At 61.5% G+C, this 20,830-nt stretch carries 16 protein-coding genes and 3 tRNA genes; all 19 read left to right on the forward strand.

What is annotated here, in order from left to right; translation table 11 throughout:
* Positions 1-93 precede the first annotated feature (93 nt).
* The gene (locus HU724_RS10225; RefSeq protein WP_186565636.1) at positions 94-861 is read left to right on the forward strand and encodes a class I SAM-dependent methyltransferase; all 768 of its coding nucleotides are present in this window, start codon (positions 94-96) and stop codon (positions 859-861) included.
* A gap of 55 nt (positions 862-916) precedes the next feature.
* Positions 917-1,999: a 3-isopropylmalate dehydrogenase gene (gene leuB / locus HU724_RS10230; RefSeq protein WP_016773933.1), complete on the forward strand. Its 1,083-nt coding sequence runs from the start codon at positions 917-919 to the stop codon at positions 1,997-1,999.
* A gap of 66 nt (positions 2,000-2,065) precedes the next feature.
* Complete coding sequence (gene asd, locus HU724_RS10235; RefSeq protein WP_071171651.1) at positions 2,066-3,178, forward strand: aspartate-semialdehyde dehydrogenase; 1,113 nt, start codon at positions 2,066-2,068, stop codon at positions 3,176-3,178.
* 245 nt (positions 3,179-3,423) lie between these two features.
* Positions 3,424-4,434: an aspartate-semialdehyde dehydrogenase gene (locus tag HU724_RS10240; RefSeq protein WP_186565634.1), complete on the forward strand. Its 1,011-nt coding sequence runs from the start codon at positions 3,424-3,426 to the stop codon at positions 4,432-4,434.
* A 209-nt stretch (positions 4,435-4,643) separates the two neighbouring features.
* A complete protein-coding gene (locus HU724_RS10245) occupies positions 4,644-7,313 on the forward strand; it encodes a motility hub landmark protein FimV (protein ID WP_186565632.1) in 2,670 nt (889 codons plus the stop codon).
* A gap of 267 nt (positions 7,314-7,580) precedes the next feature.
* Positions 7,581-8,405, forward strand: a complete 825-nt coding sequence (gene truA, locus HU724_RS10250; RefSeq protein WP_016773937.1) for a tRNA pseudouridine(38-40) synthase TruA — start codon at positions 7,581-7,583, stop codon at positions 8,403-8,405.
* A gap of 64 nt (positions 8,406-8,469) precedes the next feature.
* Positions 8,470-9,102, forward strand: a complete 633-nt coding sequence (locus HU724_RS10255; protein ID WP_186565630.1) for a phosphoribosylanthranilate isomerase — start codon at positions 8,470-8,472, stop codon at positions 9,100-9,102.
* 199 nt (positions 9,103-9,301) lie between these two features.
* On the forward strand, positions 9,302-10,222 hold the full coding sequence (gene accD / locus HU724_RS10260) for an acetyl-CoA carboxylase, carboxyltransferase subunit beta (protein WP_016773939.1): 921 nt from the start codon (positions 9,302-9,304) through the stop codon (positions 10,220-10,222).
* Complete coding sequence (folC, locus tag HU724_RS10265; RefSeq protein ID WP_186565628.1) at positions 10,219-11,526, forward strand: bifunctional tetrahydrofolate synthase/dihydrofolate synthase; 1,308 nt, start codon at positions 10,219-10,221, stop codon at positions 11,524-11,526. Before accD ends, folC begins: the two co-directional genes overlap by 4 nt.
* The gene (locus HU724_RS10270; RefSeq protein WP_024012393.1) at positions 11,510-12,172 is read left to right on the forward strand and encodes an SPOR domain-containing protein; all 663 of its coding nucleotides are present in this window, start codon (positions 11,510-11,512) and stop codon (positions 12,170-12,172) included. Before folC ends, HU724_RS10270 begins: the two co-directional genes overlap by 17 nt.
* Before the next feature lie 98 nt (positions 12,173-12,270).
* Positions 12,271-12,831, forward strand: coding sequence for a CvpA family protein (locus tag HU724_RS10275; RefSeq protein ID WP_016773942.1), 561 nt, complete (start codon positions 12,271-12,273; stop codon positions 12,829-12,831).
* Between the two features lie 41 nt (positions 12,832-12,872).
* Positions 12,873-14,378, forward strand: coding sequence for an amidophosphoribosyltransferase (purF, locus tag HU724_RS10280; protein WP_016773943.1), 1,506 nt, complete (start codon positions 12,873-12,875; stop codon positions 14,376-14,378).
* Positions 14,379-14,447: 69 nt separating this feature from the next.
* Complete coding sequence (locus HU724_RS10285; RefSeq protein ID WP_041478539.1) at positions 14,448-15,659, forward strand: O-succinylhomoserine sulfhydrylase; 1,212 nt, start codon at positions 14,448-14,450, stop codon at positions 15,657-15,659.
* Positions 15,656-16,432 (forward strand): SDR family oxidoreductase, encoded by a 777-nt coding sequence (locus HU724_RS10290; RefSeq protein ID WP_186565626.1) that lies wholly within the window; start codon positions 15,656-15,658, stop codon positions 16,430-16,432. Before HU724_RS10285 ends, HU724_RS10290 begins: the two co-directional genes overlap by 4 nt.
* A gap of 166 nt (positions 16,433-16,598) precedes the next feature.
* Positions 16,599-16,674: transfer RNA gene (locus HU724_RS10295), tRNA-Val, on the forward strand.
* Positions 16,675-16,729: 55 nt separating this feature from the next.
* Positions 16,730-16,806, forward strand: a tRNA-Asp gene (locus HU724_RS10300).
* A 93-nt stretch (positions 16,807-16,899) separates the two neighbouring features.
* Positions 16,900-16,976 (forward strand) — tRNA-Asp (locus tag HU724_RS10305).
* 490 nt (positions 16,977-17,466) lie between these two features.
* Positions 17,467-20,298: a xanthine dehydrogenase family protein molybdopterin-binding subunit gene (locus HU724_RS10310; protein ID WP_186565624.1), complete on the forward strand. Its 2,832-nt coding sequence runs from the start codon at positions 17,467-17,469 to the stop codon at positions 20,296-20,298.
* On the forward strand, positions 20,291-20,830 hold the full coding sequence (locus tag HU724_RS10315; protein WP_186565622.1) for a (2Fe-2S)-binding protein: 540 nt from the start codon (positions 20,291-20,293) through the stop codon (positions 20,828-20,830). Before HU724_RS10310 ends, HU724_RS10315 begins: the two co-directional genes overlap by 8 nt.

A 20,830-nucleotide genomic window follows, 5' to 3' on the forward strand; every position in this document is an offset into this window, starting at 1 on the left:
CGGGATTGATGTAGTCAGGGCGGGCCTCTTCGCGAGCAGGCTCGCTCCCACAGGGAATGTATTTCAAATAACACTGCTTACAGGATGTGATCCATGACCAGCACCGCCCAGCACACCCAGGTCGTCCAGAAGCAATTCGGCGAACAGGCCGCCGCTTACCTGAGCAGCGCGGTTCACGCCCAAGGCAGCGAATTCGCGCTGCTACAGGCTGAACTGGCCGGGCAGGGTGGTGCGCGGGTGCTGGATCTGGGGTGTGGCGCCGGTCATGTCAGCTTTCATGTGGCGCCGCTGGTCAGGGAGGTGGTGGCTTACGACCTGTCGCAGCAAATGCTTGATGTGGTTGCCGGCGCTGCCGTCGATCGCGGCTTGAGCAACATCATTACCGTCAACGGCCCTGCCGAGCGCTTGCCGTTCGTCGATGGTGAGTTCGATTTTGTGTTCAGCCGCTATTCGGCGCATCACTGGAGCGACCTCGGTCTGGCCTTGCGCGAGGTGCGCCGGGTGCTGAAGCCGGGCGGGGTGGCGGCGTTCGTTGATGTGTTGTCACCAGGCAGTCCGTTGTTCGACACTTACCTGCAAAGCGTTGAAGTGCTGCGCGACACCAGCCACGTGCGCGACTACTCCGCCGCCGAGTGGCTGCGCCAGGTCAGCGAGGCCGGACTGCATGTGCGCAGTACCACCCGTCAGCGCCTGCGTCTGGAGTACAGCAGTTGGGTCGAGCGCATGCGCACACCTGAGGTGATGCGCGCGGCGATCCGCCAGTTGCAGCAGTCGATGGGCAACGAAGTGGGTGAATATTTCGAAATTGATGCCGACGGCTCGTTCAGTACCGATGTGATCGTACTGATGGCTGAGCGATAAGAATTTTTCCCGGCGCGCCGTTCACTGGCGCACCGCTTGAAGACACGAGGAAAGCATGAGCAAGCAGATTCTGATTCTCCCGGGTGACGGTATTGGTCCGGAAATCATGGCCGAAGCGGTCAAGGTGCTGGAATTGGCCAATGACAAGTACAGCCTGGGCTTCGAGCTGAGCCACGACGTGATCGGTGGCGCGGCCATCGACAAGCATGGCGTGCCGCTGGCCGACGAAACCCTTGATCGCGCCCGCGCTGCCGACGCTGTGCTGCTGGGCGCTGTCGGTGGGCCGAAATGGGACACCATCGAGCGTGACATCCGCCCTGAGCGCGGCCTGCTGAAAATTCGCGCGCAACTGGGCCTGTTCGGCAACTTGCGTCCGGCGATCCTCTATCCGCAACTGGCCGATGCGTCGAGCCTGAAGCCGGAAATCGTTGCCGGCCTGGACATCCTCATCGTCCGTGAGCTGACCGGCGGCATTTACTTCGGCGCGCCGCGTGGCACCCGTACGCTGGACAACGGCGAGCGTCAGTCCTACGACACCCTGCCGTACAGCGAAAGCGAAATCCGCCGCATCGCCCGTGTCGGTTTCGACATGGCCATGGTTCGTGGCAAGAAGCTCTGCTCGGTGGACAAGGCCAACGTCCTGGCATCCAGCCAGTTGTGGCGCGAAGTGGTCGAGCAGGTGGCCAAAGATTACCCGGAAGTCGAACTGAGCCACATGTACGTCGACAACGCCGCCATGCAACTGGTGCGCGCACCCAAGCAGTTCGACGTGATCGTCACCGACAACATGTTCGGCGACATCCTCTCCGACGAAGCGTCGATGCTCACCGGTTCGATCGGCATGCTGCCGTCGGCCTCGCTGGACTCCAACAACAAGGGCATGTACGAGCCGTGCCACGGTTCGGCGCCGGACATCGCTGGCAAAGGCATTGCCAACCCGCTGGCGACGATCCTGTCGGTATCGATGATGCTGCGTTACAGCTTCAATCTGCACGACGCTGCCGATGCCATCGAAAAAGCCGTCAGCGTCGTGCTCGATCAGGGCTTGCGCACCGGTGACATCCACTCGGCCGGTTGTACCAAAGTCGGTACGCAGGAAATGGGCGACGCAGTAGTCGCCGCGCTGCGGAATCTGTAATCTCTCGGGCCCGCTGCGAAATTCAATACAAAGCAGCGGCCCACTTTTCAAGAAGGTGTAGTTGCGATGAAACGTGTAGGTCTGATCGGTTGGCGCGGGATGGTCGGTTCCGTGCTCATGCAGCGGATGCTGGAAGAGCAGGATTTCGATCTTATCGAGCCGGTGTTTTTCACCACGTCCAATGTCGGTGGCCAAGGCCCGTCCGTGGGCAAGGACATTGCTCCGCTCAAGGACGCTTACAGCATTGACGAGCTGAAGACCCTCGACGTGATCCTGACCTGCCAGGGCGGCGACTACACCAGCGAAGTATTCCCCAAGCTGCGTGAAGCCGGCTGGCAGGGTTACTGGATCGACGCGGCGTCGAGCCTGCGCATGAACGATGACGCGGTGATCATTCTCGACCCGGTCAACCGCAAGGTCATCGACCAGCAGCTGGACGCGGGCACCAAGAACTACATCGGCGGCAACTGCACCGTCAGCCTGATGCTGATGGGCCTGGGCGGTCTGTTCGAGGCCGGTCTGGTCGAGTGGATGAGCGCCATGACCTATCAGGCGGCCTCCGGTGCCGGCGCGCAGAATATGCGTGAACTGATCAAGCAGATGGGCGCGACGCACGCCGCTGTCGCCGATCAACTGGCCGATCCGGCCAGCGCGATCCTCGACATCGACCGTCGCGTGGCCGAAGCCATGCGCAGCGAAGCGTACCCGACCGAAAACTTCGGTGTACCGCTGGCCGGCAGCCTGATCCCGTGGATCGACAAGGAGTTGCCGAACGGCCAGAGCCGCGAAGAGTGGAAGGCCCAGGCCGAGACCAACAAGATCCTCGGTCGCTTCAAGAGCCCGATCCCGGTCGACGGCATCTGCGTGCGCATCGGCGCCATGCGCTGCCACAGCCAGGCGCTGACCATCAAGCTGAACAAAGACGTACCGATCGCTGATATCGAAGGGCTGATCAGCCAGCACAACCCTTGGGTCAAACTGGTGCCGAACAACCGCGAGATCAGCATGCAGGAGCTGAGCCCGACCAAGGTTACCGGCACCCTGAATGTACCGGTCGGTCGTCTGCGCAAGCTGAATATGGGTTCGCAATTCGTCGGTGCCTTCACCGTCGGCGACCAACTGCTGTGGGGCGCGGCCGAACCGCTGCGCCGCATGCTGCGGATCCTGCTGGAGCGTTGATCGCTTGAAGCAATGAAAGAGCCCGTGCCTTGTGAGAGGTGCGGGTTTTTTTATGCCAAGGATTTCTCCGGTATCTGTGCCGCCTTTTTTGCGAGCAGGCTCGCTCCCACATTGAAATGCGGTCCCTGTGGGAGCGAGCCTGCTCGCGAAAGGGCCGGCACAGCCGCCGCAAATCCCGCAGAAATTGCCTGTGCGCCACCCACCCGGTAAAGTGCCGCTCCCCCCGTTTTGCCAGAGGTAGCTCCATGACCCAGACTTTCGATATCGCCGTTATCGGCGCCACCGGTACTGTCGGCGAAACCCTCGTACAGATTCTCGAAGAGCGCGACTTCCCGGTCGGCAATCTGCACCTGCTGGCCAGCAGCGAATCGGCCGGCAGCTCGGTGCTGTTCCGCAACAAAAACGTCCGCGTGCGCGAGGTCGACGAGTTCGATTTCAGCAAGGTCAGACTGGTGTTCTTCGCCGCTGGCGCTGCGGTGTCGCTGAGTTACGCCGCCCGCGCCCATGCTGCCGGTTGCTCGTTGATCGACCTGTCCGGCGCGTTGCCTGCCGATCAGGCGCCGCAGGTGGTGCCCGAGGCCAATGGCGATATTCTCGCCAGTCTGAAAAGCCCGTTCCAGGTCAGCAGCCCAAGCCCGTCGGCCACTACGCTTGCCGTGGTGCTGGCGCCGTTGCTTGATCTGCTCGATCTGCAATACGTCAACGTCACCGCCAACCTGGCCGTTTCTGCGCAAGGTCGCGAGGCGGTAACCGAGCTCGCGCGGCAGACTGCCGAGCTGCTGAACATGCGTCCGCTGGAGCCGACCTTCTTTGATCGGCAGATGGCGTTCAACCTGCTGGCGCAAGTCGGTACGCCTGATGCGCAGGGCCACACGCTGCTGGAAAAGCGTCTGGTGCGCGAGTTGCGCCAGGTGCTGGCAAAACCTTTATTGAAGATTTCTGCCACTTGCGTTCAAGCCCCGGTGTTTTTTGGCGATAGCTTTAGCGTGACCTTGCAGTCGGGCAGCGCTGTTGACCTGGAAAAAGTCAACGCCGCGCTCGAGGCTGCACCGGGCATCGAGCTGGTCGAGGCCGGCGATTATCCGACCGCGGTCGGCGATGCGGTGGGGCAGGACGTGGTCTACGTCGGCCGCGTACGCACTGGCGTCGACGACCCGGCGGAACTAAATCTTTGGCTGACGTCAGATAACGTACGCAAAGGCGCGGCGCTCAATGCCGTGCAACTGGCTGAGTTGTTGATAAAAGACCTGCTGTAAAAGATACTTGGCAACAATTTGTCGACTGATTCTAGGTGAGCGCTATGCTTGCCCGAAGCGCGTCGATGACGAGTCACCCTCCGGGACTTTCCGGGGCAGCACCGAAATGATCGCGCGCGGCGACCCCCGTCGTCGCGCGCAATGCCTTACGGCAGCGGTATTCAAAAGCTTCTCGCTGGCCGAGGAACGTTCAAACAAAGGATGAGGCTATGGTTCAAGTTCGCAAACTGGTGTTAGCAATAGCGGCCGCCTCGGCGCTGTCCTCCGGTATGGCGCATGCCCTCGGGCTCGGGGAGCTGACCCTGAAGTCGACCCTGAACCAGCCGTTGGTGGCTGAAATCGAGCTGCTCGACGTCAAGGATCTCACCGCCGCCGAGGTGGTGCCGAGCCTGGCTTCCCCTGAAGATTTCGCCAAGGCCGGCGTTGATCGTCAGGCCTTTCTCAATGATCTGACGTTCACCCCGGTACTCAACGCCAGCGGCAAAAGCGTGTTGCGCGTGACCTCGAGCCAACCGCTGTCGGAACCGATGGTGAAGTTCCTCGTGCAGGTGATGTGGCCCAATGGCCGCCTGCTGCGTGATTACAGCGTGCTGCTCGATCCGTCGAAGTTCTCGCCGCAGACCGCTGACGCCGCCGCGCAACCGGCGCCGTCGCAGACCATCACCGCGCCAACCACTGGCGCCACCCATCGCAATCAATACACCACCACGCCGCGCGACACCCTGTGGGAAATCGCCGCGAAGGCGCGCAACGGCGGCTCGGTGCAGCAGACCATGCTGGCGATTCAGGCGCTCAATCCAAATGCCTTTATCGACGGCAACATCAACCGTCTGAAAACCGGTCAGGTGCTGCGTCTGCCGGACCCGGTACAAAGCACGGCGCTGCCGCAGTCGGCAGCCATCGCTGAAGTGGCGGCGCAGAACGAAGCCTGGCGTCAGGGCCGTCGTTACGTGGCCAAGCCTGGCACCGGTCAGCAGCAGTTGGATGCGACCAATCGTGGCCGTGGCAATACCGGTGCAGCGGCCAACACTCAGGACAACCTGAGCCTGGTCTCGGCGGAAAGCGCCAGGCCCGGTGCGAAAGGCCCGGCCGGCGACGCCAAGGCGCTGAGCAACAAACTGGCAATCGCTCAGGAAAACCTCGACACGACCCGTCGTGACAACGAGGAACTGAAAAGCCGCATGGCGGATCTGCAGAGCCAGTTGGACAAGCTGCAAAAGCTGATCGAGCTGAAGAACAATCAACTGGCGAAGATGCAGGCCGACGGCGCCGGCGCTGCGCCTGGCGCCACCGCTGCTGTGCCGCCGGTGCCGGCGATCACTGCCGAACTGGCCGCAACACCGCCAGCCACCCCGGCCGACGCCGCAGCGGCTTCACCGACTCCAGAGTCGGCCATCGCGCCGCCAGCGGAAACCCCGGTTGAGCCAGTCGTCGAGCCGGTGGTTGAAACCACGCCTGCTGCCGCCGATGACGACAAAGCCTTCAATGAACTGCTGACCAATCCGATTCTGCTCGGCCTGATCGGCGGCGGTGCGGTGGTTCTGCTGCTTCTGCTGTTGCTGCTGGCGCGTCGTCGCAAAGCCCAGCAGGAAGCTGAAAAGCACCTGCGCATGGCCCGCGCTCTGGCTGAAGAGCAAGAGTTCTCTGCTGAGCAGGATCTGCCGGAAAGCAGCTTCTCTGGTCTGGAAACCCCGGCGGCCAGCGTCAAACTCAATACGCCAGCTCCAGCTCCAGCTCCAGCGCCTGCGCCAACCCCTGCACCGGTCGTTGCTCCGGTGGTGATGGCCACGCCTATCGCCGCGCCTCTGGTGGCCCCGGCCGGCGAGCGTTCGGACGATGTGCTCGACAAAGCGCAATCGCACATCAATGCCGGTCGCCTCAATCAGGCCTCCGCGCTGTTGGAAGAGGGCGTCAGCCTTGAGCCGGAACGCAGCGATCTGCGCCTGAAGTTGATGGAAGTCTACGGTCAGCAGGGCGACCGCGATGCGTTCGTCGCGCAGGAGCGTCAACTCGTGGCCAATGGCGATAACTTCGCCAAGGTCGAAGCACTGAAAAGCCGCTTCCCGGCCATGGCCGTGGTTGCTGCCGGTGGACTGGCGGCTGCCGCCGTCGCTGCCGAGCTGGACGCGCAGTACGTCAAGGAACTGCTGCAAGACGAGCCGCAAGCGCCCGAGACCCCTGCTGACGACCTCGACACTGCGTTCGATTTGAGTCTGGACGATCTCGACAACATCACCCCGGTCGATCCTGCACCAGTGGCCGAGCCAGAAGCGCCGGTCGAGCTCGACGCGTTTCCGGCCGAAGACGATCTGAGCTTCGCCTCGGTGCTGCAGGAACAGACCGAGATGAAAGACAATCTCGACGATCTGTCGGACTTCGATCTGGATATGGATCTCGGCGCCGAACCATCGCCGGCCACGTTGGCTGAAGATGACTTCCTGCTGGATCTGGACGACGGCGTGAAGGACTTGCCGCCGGTCGAGACGCCGGTTGTCGCTGACGTGCCGCAGGACGATCTGGAGCTGCCAGCTGATTTCGACCTGTCGCTGGCGGACGAAATGGACAGCAATCCGGCTGCTGAGCCGGATGCCTTCGCGGCCGAGCTGGACGACGTCAATGCCGAGCTGGATCGCCTGTCGCAGAGCATGGCCGAACCGAGCTTCACCGAAGCGGACGCGGCGATGGGTGACGATCTGGGCGAAGACGATTTCGACTTCCTCGCCGGCACCGACGAAGCGGCGACCAAACTCGATCTGGCCCAGGCCTACATCGACATGGGCGACGCCGACGGTGCGCGCGACATCCTCAACGAAGTGTTGACCGAGGGTGACGAGAAGCAGCGGGGCGAGGCCAAGGAAATGCTTTCCAACCTGGCGTAAGTTCAGCGGTAAACAACAAGCGGCAGCCCGGTGGGGCTGCCGTTTTTGTTGGTGCCGGATTCGGCGGTGTCTGATCGATTGCTTTCGCGAGCAGGCTCGCTCCCACAGTGGGATGCATTGCAAATGTGGGAGCGAGCCTGCTCGCGAAGGCGGCGGTACTGCCGATAGAGAACTCTGGCATCCCCGGCCCACCACCTTATAATGCCCGCCTTTGCAGAATCAGCAGGCTGTCCCACCTTGGCAAACATAGATAACCCGGTCGCCGAAATGGCGCCCGATGGCTTTTACCGCGTCGCGCTGGGCGTTGAGTACAAAGGCTCGCGCTACAGCGGCTGGCAGCGTCAGTTGACCGGTGTGGCGACGGTGCAGGAAGAGCTTGAAAAAGCCCTGTCGAAAGTCGCCAATTCACCGGTTTCCCTGCAATGCGCCGGGCGTACCGACGCCGGCGTGCATGCCTGCGGCCAAGTGGTGCACTTTGACACCCAGGTTGATCGCTCGCTGAAAGCCTGGGTCATGGGCGCCAACATCAATCTGCCCCACGACATCAGCGTCAGTTGGGCCAGGGTCATGCCGGCACATTTTCATGCTCGGTTCAAAGCCATTGCCCGGCGTTATCGCTATGTGATCTACAACGATCAGATCCGCCCGGCGCACCTCAATGAAGAAATCACCTGGAATCACCGTCCGCTCGACGCCGAGCGTATGGCCGAGGCCGCGCAGTACCTGATCGGTACCCACGATTTCAGCGCGTTCCGGGCTGGTCAGTGCCAGGCCAAGTCACCGATCAAAAAGATGCATCACCTGCGCGTGACCCGTCACGGCAAGATGATCGTGCTCGACATTCGTGCCAACGCGTTCCTGCATCATATGGTGCGCAACATTGCCGGTGTGCTGATGACCATTGGTGCCGGGGAGCGCCCCGTGGAGTGGATGAAAGAAGTGCTGGAGAGTCGCGAGCGTCGCTCCGGCGGGGTGACGGCGCATCCATATGGGCTCTATCTGGTGCAGGTCGAGTACCACGACGAATTCCCGTTACCCGAGCGCTTTATCGGGCCACATTTCCTTACGGGTTTCTCCGAACTTGACGGCTGACGCTGTCGAACGCTTTTGTTACCATCCGGGACGTTTTCGGATTTTGCCTTGAGGTTTTCCTGACATGTCAGCTGTTCGCAGCAAGATCTGCGGCATTACCCGCATCGAAGATGCGCTGGCCGCCGTCGAAGCCGGCGCCGATGCGATCGGTCTGGTGTTTTACGCCAAGAGCCCGCGAGCGGTGAACGTGCAGCAGGCGCGGGCGATCATCAAGGCGTTGCCGCCGTTCGTCACTACCGTGGGGCTGTTCGTCAATGCCAGTCGATGCGAGCTGGGAGAAATCCTCGATGCGGTGCCGCTGGATCTGCTGCAATTCCATGGCGATGAAAGCGCGCAGGAGTGCGAAGGCTGGCATCGTCCATACATCAAAGCGCTGCGGGTCAAGGCTGGCGATGACATTGCCGCTGCCTGCGATGCCTTTCCCGGCGCCAGTGGCGTACTGCTCGACACCTATGTCGAAGGGGTGCCCGGCGGAACCGGCGAGGCGTTTGACTGGTCACTGATTCCGCAACACCTGAGCAAGCCGCTGATTCTGGCCGGCGGCCTGACGCCGGATAACGTTGCCGACGCGGTAGCACGGGTCAAGCCCTACGCGGTGGATGTCAGCGGCGGGGTAGAAGCGAGCAAAGGCATCAAGGATCACCACAAGATTCGCGCATTCATCAACGCGGTGCGCGGCAATACATCGTCGATGTGACGGCTGGCAGTCTGCCGCCGTCCATCAATGCACTTGCACAAAGCAGGCGCGGCTGAGGGTTGCTGAATCGTACGCAGGTCATGTTCCGCGCTGACCGCGACTGTTCAGCAACCATCGCCACACACATGAATTTAGCTCAAGGGCATACGCGGGGCTGCGAACCAGAGCGTTCGGGCCGCCGGTACTGGAGAAAGAAAGCATGAGCAACTGGTTAGTAGACAAACTGATCCCTTCGATCATGCGCTCGGAGGTCAAGAAGAGCTCGGTGCCTGAAGGTCTGTGGCACAAATGCCCGTCCTGCGAGGCGGTGTTGTACCGTCCGGAGCTGGAAAAGACCCTGGACGTTTGCCCCAAGTGCAACCACCACATGCGCATCGGCGCACGTGCGCGTATCGACATCTTCCTCGATCCGGAAGGCCGCAACGAACTGGGTGCTGACCTGGAGCCGGTTGACCGTCTGAAATTCCGCGACGGCAAGAAGTACAAGGACCGCCTGGTCGCTGCGCAGAAGCAGACCGGCGAGAAAGATGCGCTGATCTCGGTCAGCGGTACCCTGCTGGGCATGCCGGTAGTGGTTTCGGCATTCGAATTCAACTTCATGGGCGGTTCCATGGGCGCCATCGTCGGTGAGCGCTTCGTGCGCGCTGCCAACTACGCACTGGAAAACCGCTGCCCGATGATCTGCTTCGCCGCTTCCGGTGGCGCGCGCATGCAGGAAGCGCTGATCTCGCTGATGCAGATGGCCAAGACCTCGGCCGTGCTGGCGCGCCTGCGTGAAGAAGGCATTCCGTTCATCTCCGTACTGACCGACCCGGTCTACGGCGGCGTTTCCGCCAGTCTGGCGATGCTCGGTGACGTCATCGTTGGCGAACCGAAAGCCCTGATCGGCTTCGCCGGTCCGCGGGTAATCGAGCAGACCGTGCGCGAAAAACTGCCGGAAGGCTTCCAGCGCAGCGAATTCCTGCTGGAGCACGGTGCAATCGACATGATCATTCACCGTCAGGAGCTGCGCCCGCGTCTGGGTAACCTGCTGGCACAGATGACTGGCAAGCCGACGCCGAAGTTCGTCGCCGCGCCGATCGAGCCGATCGTGGTTCCGCCGGTGCCTGCCAACGTATGACCCAGCGCACCCTTGGTGAATGGCTCGCCTACCTCGAGCAGTTGCATCCTTCGGCCATCGACATGGGCCTGGAGCGTTCGCAACAGGTAGCGTCCCGCATGGGGCTGGGCCAGCCGGCGCCTCGGGTGATCACGGTCACCGGCACCAACGGCAAGGGTTCGACCTGCGCGTTCGTGGCTTCGTTGCTGCGTGCGCAGGGCCTGAGCGTTGGCGTCTACAATTCTCCGCACCTGCTGCGTTATAACGAGCGGGTGCAACTCAATGGCGTCGAAGCCACTGACGCCCAGCTGTGCGAAGCCTTTGCTGCGGTCGAGGCGGGCCGCGGCGACACTTCCCTGACTTACTTCGAAATGGGCACCCTGGCGGCGTTCTGGCTGTTCCAACAGTCCGCGCTTGATGCTGTGGTGCTTGAAGTGGGTCTGGGCGGGCGTCTGGATACCGTCAATGTGGTGGATGCCGACATCGCGCTGGTCACCAGTATTGGTGTCGATCACGCCGATTATCTGGGCAATACCCGCGAATCCGTAGCCTACGAGAAGGCCGGAATCTTCCGCCAGGGCAAGCCTGCTCTGTGTGGCGACCTGAATCCTCCGCAACCGCTGCTCGACAAGGCGCACGAACTGGCTTGCCCGTTCTTCCTGCGTGGACGCGATTTCGATCTTGGCATCACCGAGCAGCATTGGCAGTGGCGCGGCACCGATGCCCTAGGCCAGGTGGTCGAGTTGCGCGACTTGCCGCTGCTCGATCTGCCGATGGAAAACGCCGCGCTGGCGCTGCAAGCCTATCTGCTGACAGGTTTGCCGTGGAATGCCGAACAGATAGTCCCTGCATTGCTGGCGACGCGCGTGGTCGGACGCCTCGATCGTCGTTCGTTCGAATGGAACGGCAAGCGCCTGAACCTGTTGCTGGATGTCGGTCACAACCCGCATGCCGCTGAATATCTCGCGCGACGGCTGGCTGCGCGGCCGCCGGTTGGCAAGCGTCTGGCGGTGTTCGGGTTGCTTGCGGACAAGGATCTGGATGGTGTTGTTGGCGAATTGAATGCTAGTGTCGCGCATTGGGCTGTCGCGCCGCTGGATTCGCCGCGCGCGCGTCCCGTGGCTGAGATTGAGACAGCGCTGCAGAACCTTGGCGCTTCGGTTACGTCCTATGCCAGCGTTGCGGCCGCTCTGGAAGGGCAGTGCGCCATTGCGACCAGCGACGACGAGATTCTGTTGTTTGGATCATTTTATTGTGTCGCCGAGGCCCTTGTATGGCTGGCCCGGCGCTCCACGGAGGAAGCGGCAAATGGCTTTGCTGGATAAAGCGTACAAGCAGCGCATGGTTGGCGCGCTGGTGCTGGTGGCGCTGGCGGTGATCTTCCTGCCGATGCTGTTTTCCCGTCAGGACGAGCAGCGTCAGGTGACTGTCGAGGCCCCGGCTGCTCCTCAGCCTTCGGCCATGCCGCAAGTGCAAATGGACCCGGTCGCCGTGCCTGAGCCCCAGGCTTTGCCGCAAGAGCCGGTGCCAACGGACGAAGAGGTCGCTGAAGAAGTGGTGCCTGCTGCTCCGGCTGCTGCTCCGGCCGCCCCGGCACCGACCATCCCGGCGCAGATTGCCCGCCCGGCGACGCCGCCACCGGTGGCCAAGCCGATTCCGGCGCCGGCTCAGCCGATCACCTCGGCAACCAGCAAGCCTGACACCACGCAGAGCCGCGTCGATGCCAACGGTCTGTCGGTGAGCTGGTCGGTGCAACTGGCCAGTCTGTCGAGCCGCGCCAGCGCCGAAAGCCTGCAGAAGAACCTGCGCAGCCAGGGTTATAACGCCTACATTCGTTCGGCGGATGGCAAGAATCGGGTTTTCGTCGGTCCGCTGATCGAACGTGCCGAAGCCGATCGTCTGCGTGATCTGCTGAGCCGTCAACAGAACCTCAAGGGCTTCGTTGTCCGTTTTCAGCCTGAACGTGGCTGAAATCTATCACCTCGATTGAAAAGCACTGACAATCGCAGCTTACCGACAGCCATGCGCTCTGCTAAAATGCGCCGCCTTATCCGTCTGTAGGCTGCACTGTGCCATTTACCTGGGTTGACTGGGCGATCGTTGCAATCATCGCCATCTCCGCATTGATCAGTCTGAGCCGCGGCTTCGTAAAGGAAGCGTTATCGCTGCTGACCTGGATCATCGCAGGAGCGGTTGCCTGGATGTTTGGTGGCTCACTGTCCGAGTACCTCGCCGGATACATCGAAACCCCATCGGCTCGCGTGATCGCGGGCTGTGCCATCATGTTTGTCGCCACACTGATCGTGGGCGCAATGATCAATTATCTTATCGGCGAGTTGGTTCGCGTCACCGGGTTGTCCGGGACCGATCGATTCCTCGGCATGGCCTTCGGCGCAGCGCGTGGCGTGTTGCTGGTGGTCGTGGCGGTCGGGCTGTTGAGCCTGGGGCCGGTACAGCAGGACGGGTGGTGGAAAGAATCACAGCTCGTGCCCAAGTTTCTATTGGTCGCCGACTGGTCCAAAAACCTGATACTCGGGTGGAGCAGTCAGTGGCTTGCCAGCGGAATCAGCGTACCCGCTGAGATTCCGTTCAAGGAGCAGCTCTTGCCGACGGCGAAAACGCCTCAGTGAGTGCTGTTCAGTTCAGATCCATTAAGTAGGGGTTGCGTCGCATGTGTGGCATCGTCGGTATCGTCGGTAAGTCGAACGTCAATCAGGCGCTGTATGACGCGCTAACCGTGCTCCAGCACCGCGGCCAGGACGCTGCCGGTATCGTGACCAGCCATGATGGCCGGTTGTTCCTGCGCAAGGATAATGGCCTGGTGCGTGACGTGTTCCAGCAGCGTCACATGCAGCGTCTGGTCGGCCACATGGGTATCGGCCACGTCCGTTACCCGACTGCCGGCAGCTCGACGTCGGCCGAAGCCCAGCCGTTCTACGTCAACTCGCCGTACGGCATAACCCTGGCGCACAACGGTAACCTGACCAACGTTGAACAGTTGGCCAAAGAGATCTACGAATCCGATCTGCGTCACGTCAACACCAGTTCCGACTCGGAAGTGCTGCTCAACGTGTTCGCCCACGAGCTGGCCCAGCGCGGCAAGCTGCAGCCGACCGAAGAAGACGTGTTTGCCGCTGTGACCGATGTGCACAACCGCTGCGTGGGTGGTTACGCCGTTGTGGCGATGGTCACGGGTTACGGCATCGTCGGTTTCCGCGACCCGCACGGCATTCGTCCGATCGTGTTCGGCCAGCGTCACACCGACGAAGGCGTCGAGTACATGATCGCCTCGGAAAGCGTTTCCCTGGACGTGCTCGGTTTCACCCTGATCCGCGACCTCGCGCCGGGCGAAGCGGTTTACATCACCGAAGATGGCAAGCTGCACACCCGTCAGTGCGCAACCAACCCGTCCCTGACCCCGTGCATCTTCGAACACGTCTACCTGGCGCGTCCGGATTCGATCATCGACGGCGTGTCGGTGTACAAGGCGCGTCTGCGCATGGGCGAGAAGCTCGCCGAGAAAATCCTGCGTGAGCGTCCTGAGCACGACATCGACGTGGTCATCCCGATTCCGGACACCAGCCGTACTGCCGCGCTGGAGCTGGCCAATCACCTGGGCGTGAAATTCCGCGAAGGCTTCGTCAAGAACCGCTACATCGGTCGCACCTTCATCATGCCGGGCCAGGCGGCACGCAAGAAGTCGGTACGCCAGAAGCTCAACGCCATCGAGCTGGAATTCCGTGGCAAGAACGTGATGCTGGTCGATGACTCGATCGTGCGCGGCACCACTTGCAAGCAGATCATTCAGATGGCCCGCGAAGCCGGCGCGAAAAACGTCTACTTCTGCTCGGCGGCACCTGCGGTGCGCTTCCCGAACGTCTACGGTATCGACATGCCGAGCGCCCACGAACTGATCGCGCACAACCGTTCGACTCAGGACGTGGCCGATCTGATCGGCGCTGACTGGCTGATCTATCAGGACTTGCCTGACTTGATCGAAGCGGTCGGTGGCGGCAAGATCAAGATCGAGCACTTCGATTGTGCGGTGTTCGACGGCAAGTACGTGACTGGTGACGTCGACGAGGCTTACCTGAACAAGATCGAACAGGCGCGCAACGATGCCTCGAAGGTCAAGACCCAGGCAGTCAGTGCGATCATCGATCTGTACAACAACTGAGTTTCCACCGGCCCTGAGGGGCCGGTTTTGTATCTGATATTTATTGTTCGTGAACAAAGGAGAGACAGCATGAGTCAGGAATGGGATGCCGGTCGGCTGGACAGCGACCTCGAAGGCGTAGCGTTCGATACCCTGGCCGTGCGTGCCGGTCAGCACCGCACGCCGGAAGGCGAGCACGGTGATCCGATGTTCTTCACCTCCAGCTATGTGTTCCGCACCGCTGCCGATGCGGCGGCGCGCTTTGCCGGCGAAGTGCCGGGCAACGTCTACTCGCGTTACACCAACCCGACCGTGCGCGCATTCGAAGAGCGCATTGCTGCGCTTGAAGGCGCCGAGCAGGCCGTCGCCACGGCCACCGGCATGGCCGCGATCATGGCGGTGGTGATGAGCCTGTGCAGTGCGGGCGATCACGTGCTGGTGTCGCGCAGCGTGTTCGGCTCGACCATCAGCCTGTTCGAGAAGTATTTCAAGCGCTTCGGCGTCGAAGTCGATTACGTCCCGCTGGCCGATCTGTCGGCCTGGGGTGCGGCAATCAAATCCAACACCAAACTGCTTTTTGTCGAATCGCCGTCCAATCCGTTGGCCGAACTGGTGGATATCGCCGCACTGGCAGAAATCGCGCACGCCAAGGGCGCGCAGCTGGTGGTCGACAACTGCTTCTGCACTCCAGCGTTGCAGCAGCCGCTGAAGCTCGGCGCGGATATTGTCGTGCACTCGGCGACCAAGTTCATCGACGGTCAGGGCCGCTGCATGGGCGGCGTTGTTGCCGGTCGCGGTGAACAGATGAAAGAAGTAGTGGGTTTTCTGCGGACCGCCGGGCCGACTCTCAGCCCGTTCAATGCGTGGATCTTCCTCAAAGGCCTCGAGACCCTCAACCTGCGCATGAAAGCGCACTGCGCCAATGCTCAGGCGCTGGCCGAATGGCTGGAGCAGCAGGACGGCATCGAGAAAGTCCATTACGCCGGCCTCAAGAGCCATCCGCAACACGAGCTGGCCCAGCGCCAGCAGAAGGGCTTCGGTGCGGTGGTCAGCTTCGAGGTCAAGGGCGGCAAAGAAGGCGCCTGGCGCTTTATCGATGCCACGCGGTTGATTTCGATCACCGCCAACCTTGGCGACAGCAAAACCACCATCACCCATCCAAGCACCACCTCCCACGGCCGTCTGGCGCCACAGGAGCGTGAAGCGGCGGGGATTCGCGACAGTCTGATCCGCGTCGCGGTCGGTCTGGAAGATGTGGCTGACCTGCAAGCCGACTTGGCGCGCGGTCTGGCGGCATTGTGATCGAGTTGTCCACACCGGCGACCAATACCCATGGCCGCGTGGCGCTGGTCACTGGCGCTGCGCGCGGTATCGGCCTTGGGATTGCCGCCTGGCTGATCAGCGAAGGCTGGCAAGTGGTGCTGACCGATCTCGATCGGGCGCGTGGTTCGAAAGTGGCGAAGGTGCTCGGCGAGAATGCCTGGTTCATCGCCATGGACGTTGCCGACGAAAACCAGGTCGCGCTGGGCGTGGCCGAAGTGCTCGGGCAGTTTGGTCGCCTCGATGCGTTGGTCTGCAACGCGGCGGTGGCCGATCCGCACAATATCACTCTGGAAAGCCTCGATCTGGCGCATTGGAATCGGGTGCTGGCGGTGAATCTCAGCGGGCCGATGTTGTTGGCCAAGCACTGCGCGCCGTACCTGCGTGCGCATAACGGTTCGATCGTCAACCTGGCCTCGACCCGCGCGCGACAGTCGGAGGCGGACTCCGAGGCGTATGCGGCGAGCAAGGGCGGGCTGTTGGCGCTGACCCATGCGCTGGCAATCAGCCTTGGGCCGGAAATCCGCGTGAACGCAGTCAGTCCGGGCTGGATCGACGCGCGTGATCCCTCGGTGCGTCGCGCCGAACCTTTGGCCGATGCCGATCATGCTCAGCATCCGGCGGGCAGGGTGGGGACGGTCGAAGACGTGGCGGCGATGGTGGCGTGGTTGCTGTCGCGCAATGCGGGATTTGTCACCGGGCAGGAATTTGTCGTCGATGGCGGCATGACCAAGAAGATGATCTACACGGAATAACAAGCGAAGCCGCGTCCTGTGGGAGCGAGCCTGCTCGCGAATGCGGTCCATCGGTCGATGGCTTCTTCAGGAATGAAGCAATTTCGTCTTTTTCAGAAAAACTCCAATCCTGCTATTGACTTAGCTTCGCCACCTGCGTAAATTTCGCGGCCTCGGAGATGCAAACGGGTGATTAGCTCAGCTGGGAGAGCGTCTGCCTTACAAGCAGAATGTCGGCGGTTCGATCCCGTCATCACCCACCACTCCCGAGAAGCTTGCGCAAGCAAGAGAGTAGGCTGAAAGTGCCTGCACCGACGCGCAGCGGTAGTTCAGTCGGTTAGAATACCGGCCTGTCACGCCGGGGGTCGCGGGTTCGAGTCCCGTCCGCTGCGCCATATTTTACGAGTCAGATTCATCTGGTTCGTGATTGCCAGGCACCGAAGCCGGCAATCAAAACGAGTTACTTGAGCGCAAGCTCAAAGCGATACGCAGCGGTAGTTCAGTCGGTTAGAATACCGGCCTGTCACGCCGGGGGTCGCGGGTTCGAGTCCCGTCCGCTGCGCCATATCTGTTTCAAGGACCACTGAACGCCTTGAAGCGCCGAAACCAGTCATAGGCTGGATCGGATCGATAGCAAAGACCCTGGTCGAAAGACCGGGGTTTTTTGTGTCTGAAATTTGGTTATTCCTCTTCCTCTCTCCTTAAGTCCACGCGAATCCCTGTGGGAGCGAGCCTGCTCGCGAAAGCGCCGGCACATTCAAAATCTGTATTGCCTGGAAAAACGTTTTCGCGAGCAGGCTCGCTCCCACATAGGCTCGCTCTGTTATCTCGGCGGATCGGATGCGGTGCCACGTCGCATTGATTTTTTTGATTATTTAGTCAGGTTTTTGTAACTGGTTGTTTGCTGTGGGCGCAGAAACCTTTAAAGTTAACCTTTCGGTCAGCTTTGCACTGGCAACACAGCTCTTTGCGTCGCCAGAAAGAGCTTCTGCACGACTCGAGATCCCCAGTAGATAACCACAAGGGCGGACCTATAACCGCCCAGAGGATGATCCATGTCCAACCGTGAAATATCCCGGCGCTCGTTCCTCCAGGGCGGGCTGGTGGCGGGTGTGAGCGTTACGCTTACGCCGCTCAGCAGTCAGGCGCTGGCTGCCTTGATGGAAAACAGCGTCACCGTGCCGTCCGAGAAATGGCTCGGCAATAACGGCAAGGCGCGCCAACGCAACGATGCCTTGTCCAAGGTCTGCGGCAGCAAGGTTTTTGCCCGCGACATCCGTGCCAAGGACATGCCCGGCTGGCCTGAACAACAAGGCCACGCGATGCTGCTGAAAACCATCAAGGCCGACCGTATCTACGCAGGCTACGACCTGTCGTGGCTCGGCGCCGATCTGCAGCCGGACCGCATCGTCACCGCTGCCGATCTGGACAAGGACGGTATCGTCTTCCCCGAAGAGCACGCGCCTGATCCATTGCTGCCGGAAGGTAGAGTGCCGATGTTCATCGGTCACCCGGTGGCGATCCTGATCTGGAACGATTTCGAGCGTTTCCGTCAGGCCAAGAATCAACTCAAATTCAATGACAAAGCGATTCGGTACGGCGCCAAGGTGCCGTTCTACGAAGGCGACCCCTACGGCAGCTTCCGCTACGTGCGTGTCGGTGGCGCGACCTCGGCGGACGAAGACGAATTCGCCAGCCTCAAGGATTCGATTCTGTTCCCGATGCTGAAGAACCGCCGTCCAGTGTGGAATGCATCGCCGAACCTGCATGGCAACCTCACCGAGCGCGGCCTGTTCTACGCCGACCGCATGAAGCAGGAAATCGACACGCCGCCAGACAACTGGCTGGTGTTCGATGAGCGCTACAAGACGCCGTCGATCGAACCGGCCGCCCTCGAGCCGGACAACGGCAACGGCTGGTACGACCCGAAAACCAAAGCCCTGCATTTCGTCGTGGCGACGCAGTGCCCGCTGGAAGTCGCGACCGAGACCGCGAAGATGATCGGGCCATCGCGTTTCGGCCTGGCCAACCTGAACATGCACCCGGGCTATACCGTCGGCTATGGCTCCAAAGACCACAACATTTTTGTCTACTACGCAGCCTTGGCCGCACTGTACGGCGCCGGTGTCCCGGTGCGTCTGGCCAACGACCGCTACGAGCAGTTCCAGAGCGGCATCAAGCGTCACCCGTTCGACATCCGCTACCAGTTGGCCGTGGACAAGAACGACTACACCTTCAAGATTTTCCGCGCGGAAATGAGCGTCGACGGCGGCGGTCGGGTCAACTACAGCCCATCGGTGGCGGCGGTTGGCGCCACGGCTGCGCAGTCGATCTACTACATGCCGCAGAACGATCTGCAAGTCACCGCGTATCACTCGCGCGCGGTCGAGGCGGGTTCGATGCGCGGTTACGGCACTCTGCAAAGCATGGCGGCCACCGAAATGATGGTCGACGAGATCGCCAATCGCCTGGGTGTCGACGCCATAGACTTGCGCCGCAGAAATGCCCTGCGTTCCGGCATGAAAAACACCCAGGGCGCAATCCCGGCCGGTGCACTGCGCCTGCACGAAATTCTCGACAAGGCCTCGGTGCACGAAGTCTGGAAAAATCGCGACACGATCAAGCAGCAACGTGAAGCGGCAGATCCGGATAACTGGTACGGCGTCGGTTTCGCCATCTGCCAGAAAGACTTCGGCACCGGCTCCGAAGCGCCGATGGCCAGCATCGAATTCACCGCAGACGGGCGCATCACCCTGCGCCATATCGGTATCGAAATCGGCACCGGCATGTCCACTTCGCAAGCCTTGGTTGTCGCCGATTTCCTCGGCAGCCCCGCGCACGAGGTGAAGACCGGCGAAACCGAATGGCAGGAAATGCAGCTGATCACCAGCGGCAACCCGTACATCATGAGTCAGACCGAGCAGGACAATCTGCTGCGCAACCCGCGCTGGGTCGGCAAGCTGGCGTCGGCGTCTTCGGCGACCAACTCCGCCTATTACTTCAGCCACGCGACCCGTGAAGCGGCGCGTGTGCTGTTCAACCACGGCTTGTGGCCGGCGGCGCTGGAGATCTGGCGTCAGGGGCCGTACGGCGGCCAGGCCAACCCGTACGTGGTGCGCCGCGAAGATGCGCATTGGATCGACGGCAAGCTGACCGCCAACGGCATGCAGCCGCTGAGTTTCGAAGAGCTGGCCAAGCGCGCCCACGAGCGCGGTCTGGTGACGGGCGCTACGGTGCATGGTTTCAACCGCTGGAGCTGGGCCGAGGCTGAATACAGCATCGACGGCGTGCGCGAGCGCCTGCCGCTCGACGGTCTGGCGGTGAAATACGGCGATGGCGCGCCGCAAGCGAAGAAAGCGCAGATGAACAGCGCCGGCTTCCACTTGCTTGATCGGCAGAACGTCAACTACCCGGTAGTGCAGTTGAACAACGCTGCCGTGACCTATTACAGCCCGGTCGCGACGCTGGTCGAGTTGAAGGTCAATAAAGGCTCGGCGGAAGTTCAGGTGCTCAACCACCATTCGTGGATCGAGTGTGGTCGGGTACTGGTTGAAGAGTTGGTCAAGGGCCAGCTCGAAGGCGGTATCGCCATGGGTATTGGTCATGCGCTGATGGAAGAGATGCCGTTGTACGAAGGCGGGCCGGGGGAGGGTGACTGGAACTTCAACCGTTACCGTCTGCCGATGGCGCGTCATGTTGCCGTGTGGAGGCAGACTGCGGAGATCCTGCCGCCGCTGTCGCCGAGCGATCCGTCCAAGGGCATCGCCGAAGTGGTGATGATCCCGATTGTCGGTGCCATCGGTAACGCCGTGGCGCACGCCATCGGGAAACGTGTTCGTGACCTGCCTATCACCGCTGCGCGCATCAAGGAGGCCCTCAATGGCTAACCGTCCGCTTCAACTGACCCTCAATGGTCAATCCGTCGGCCCGGTGGACATCCCTGATGACCTGCCGATGATCGACTACCTGCACGAATACAAAAACCTCACCGGCTCGCGGCTGGGCTGCGGTCAGGGGATCTGCCACGCCTGTGTGGTGATCGTCGATAACCCCGACGGTACCAGCGAAGAAGTGCGCACCTGCATCACCGGCGCGCACTACTTCGAGGGCAAGAAAGTCCGCACCATCGAAGGCCACGCCACTCGCGACGAGCAGGGTCAGGTCACCGAGCTCAATCCGATCCAGCAGCGCTTTGTCGACGAGTTCGCCTTCCAGTGCAGCTACTGCGCGCCAGGCTTCGTCAACGCTGCCACCGTGCTGGTGGAGAAGCTGCAACGCCAGCCAACCGTACAGAGCAAGCTGGAACAGGTGATCGAGGACAGCCTCGGCCATCACGTCTGCCGCTGCACCGGGTACGTGCGTTATTACAACGCCACGCGCAACGTGCTGACCGATCTCGGCCTGGTCAAGGAGGGTTGA

It is taken from the genome of Pseudomonas iranensis (genome assembly GCF_014268585.2).
In the GTDB taxonomy this organism is placed as follows: domain Bacteria; phylum Pseudomonadota; class Gammaproteobacteria; order Pseudomonadales; family Pseudomonadaceae; genus Aquipseudomonas; species Aquipseudomonas iranensis.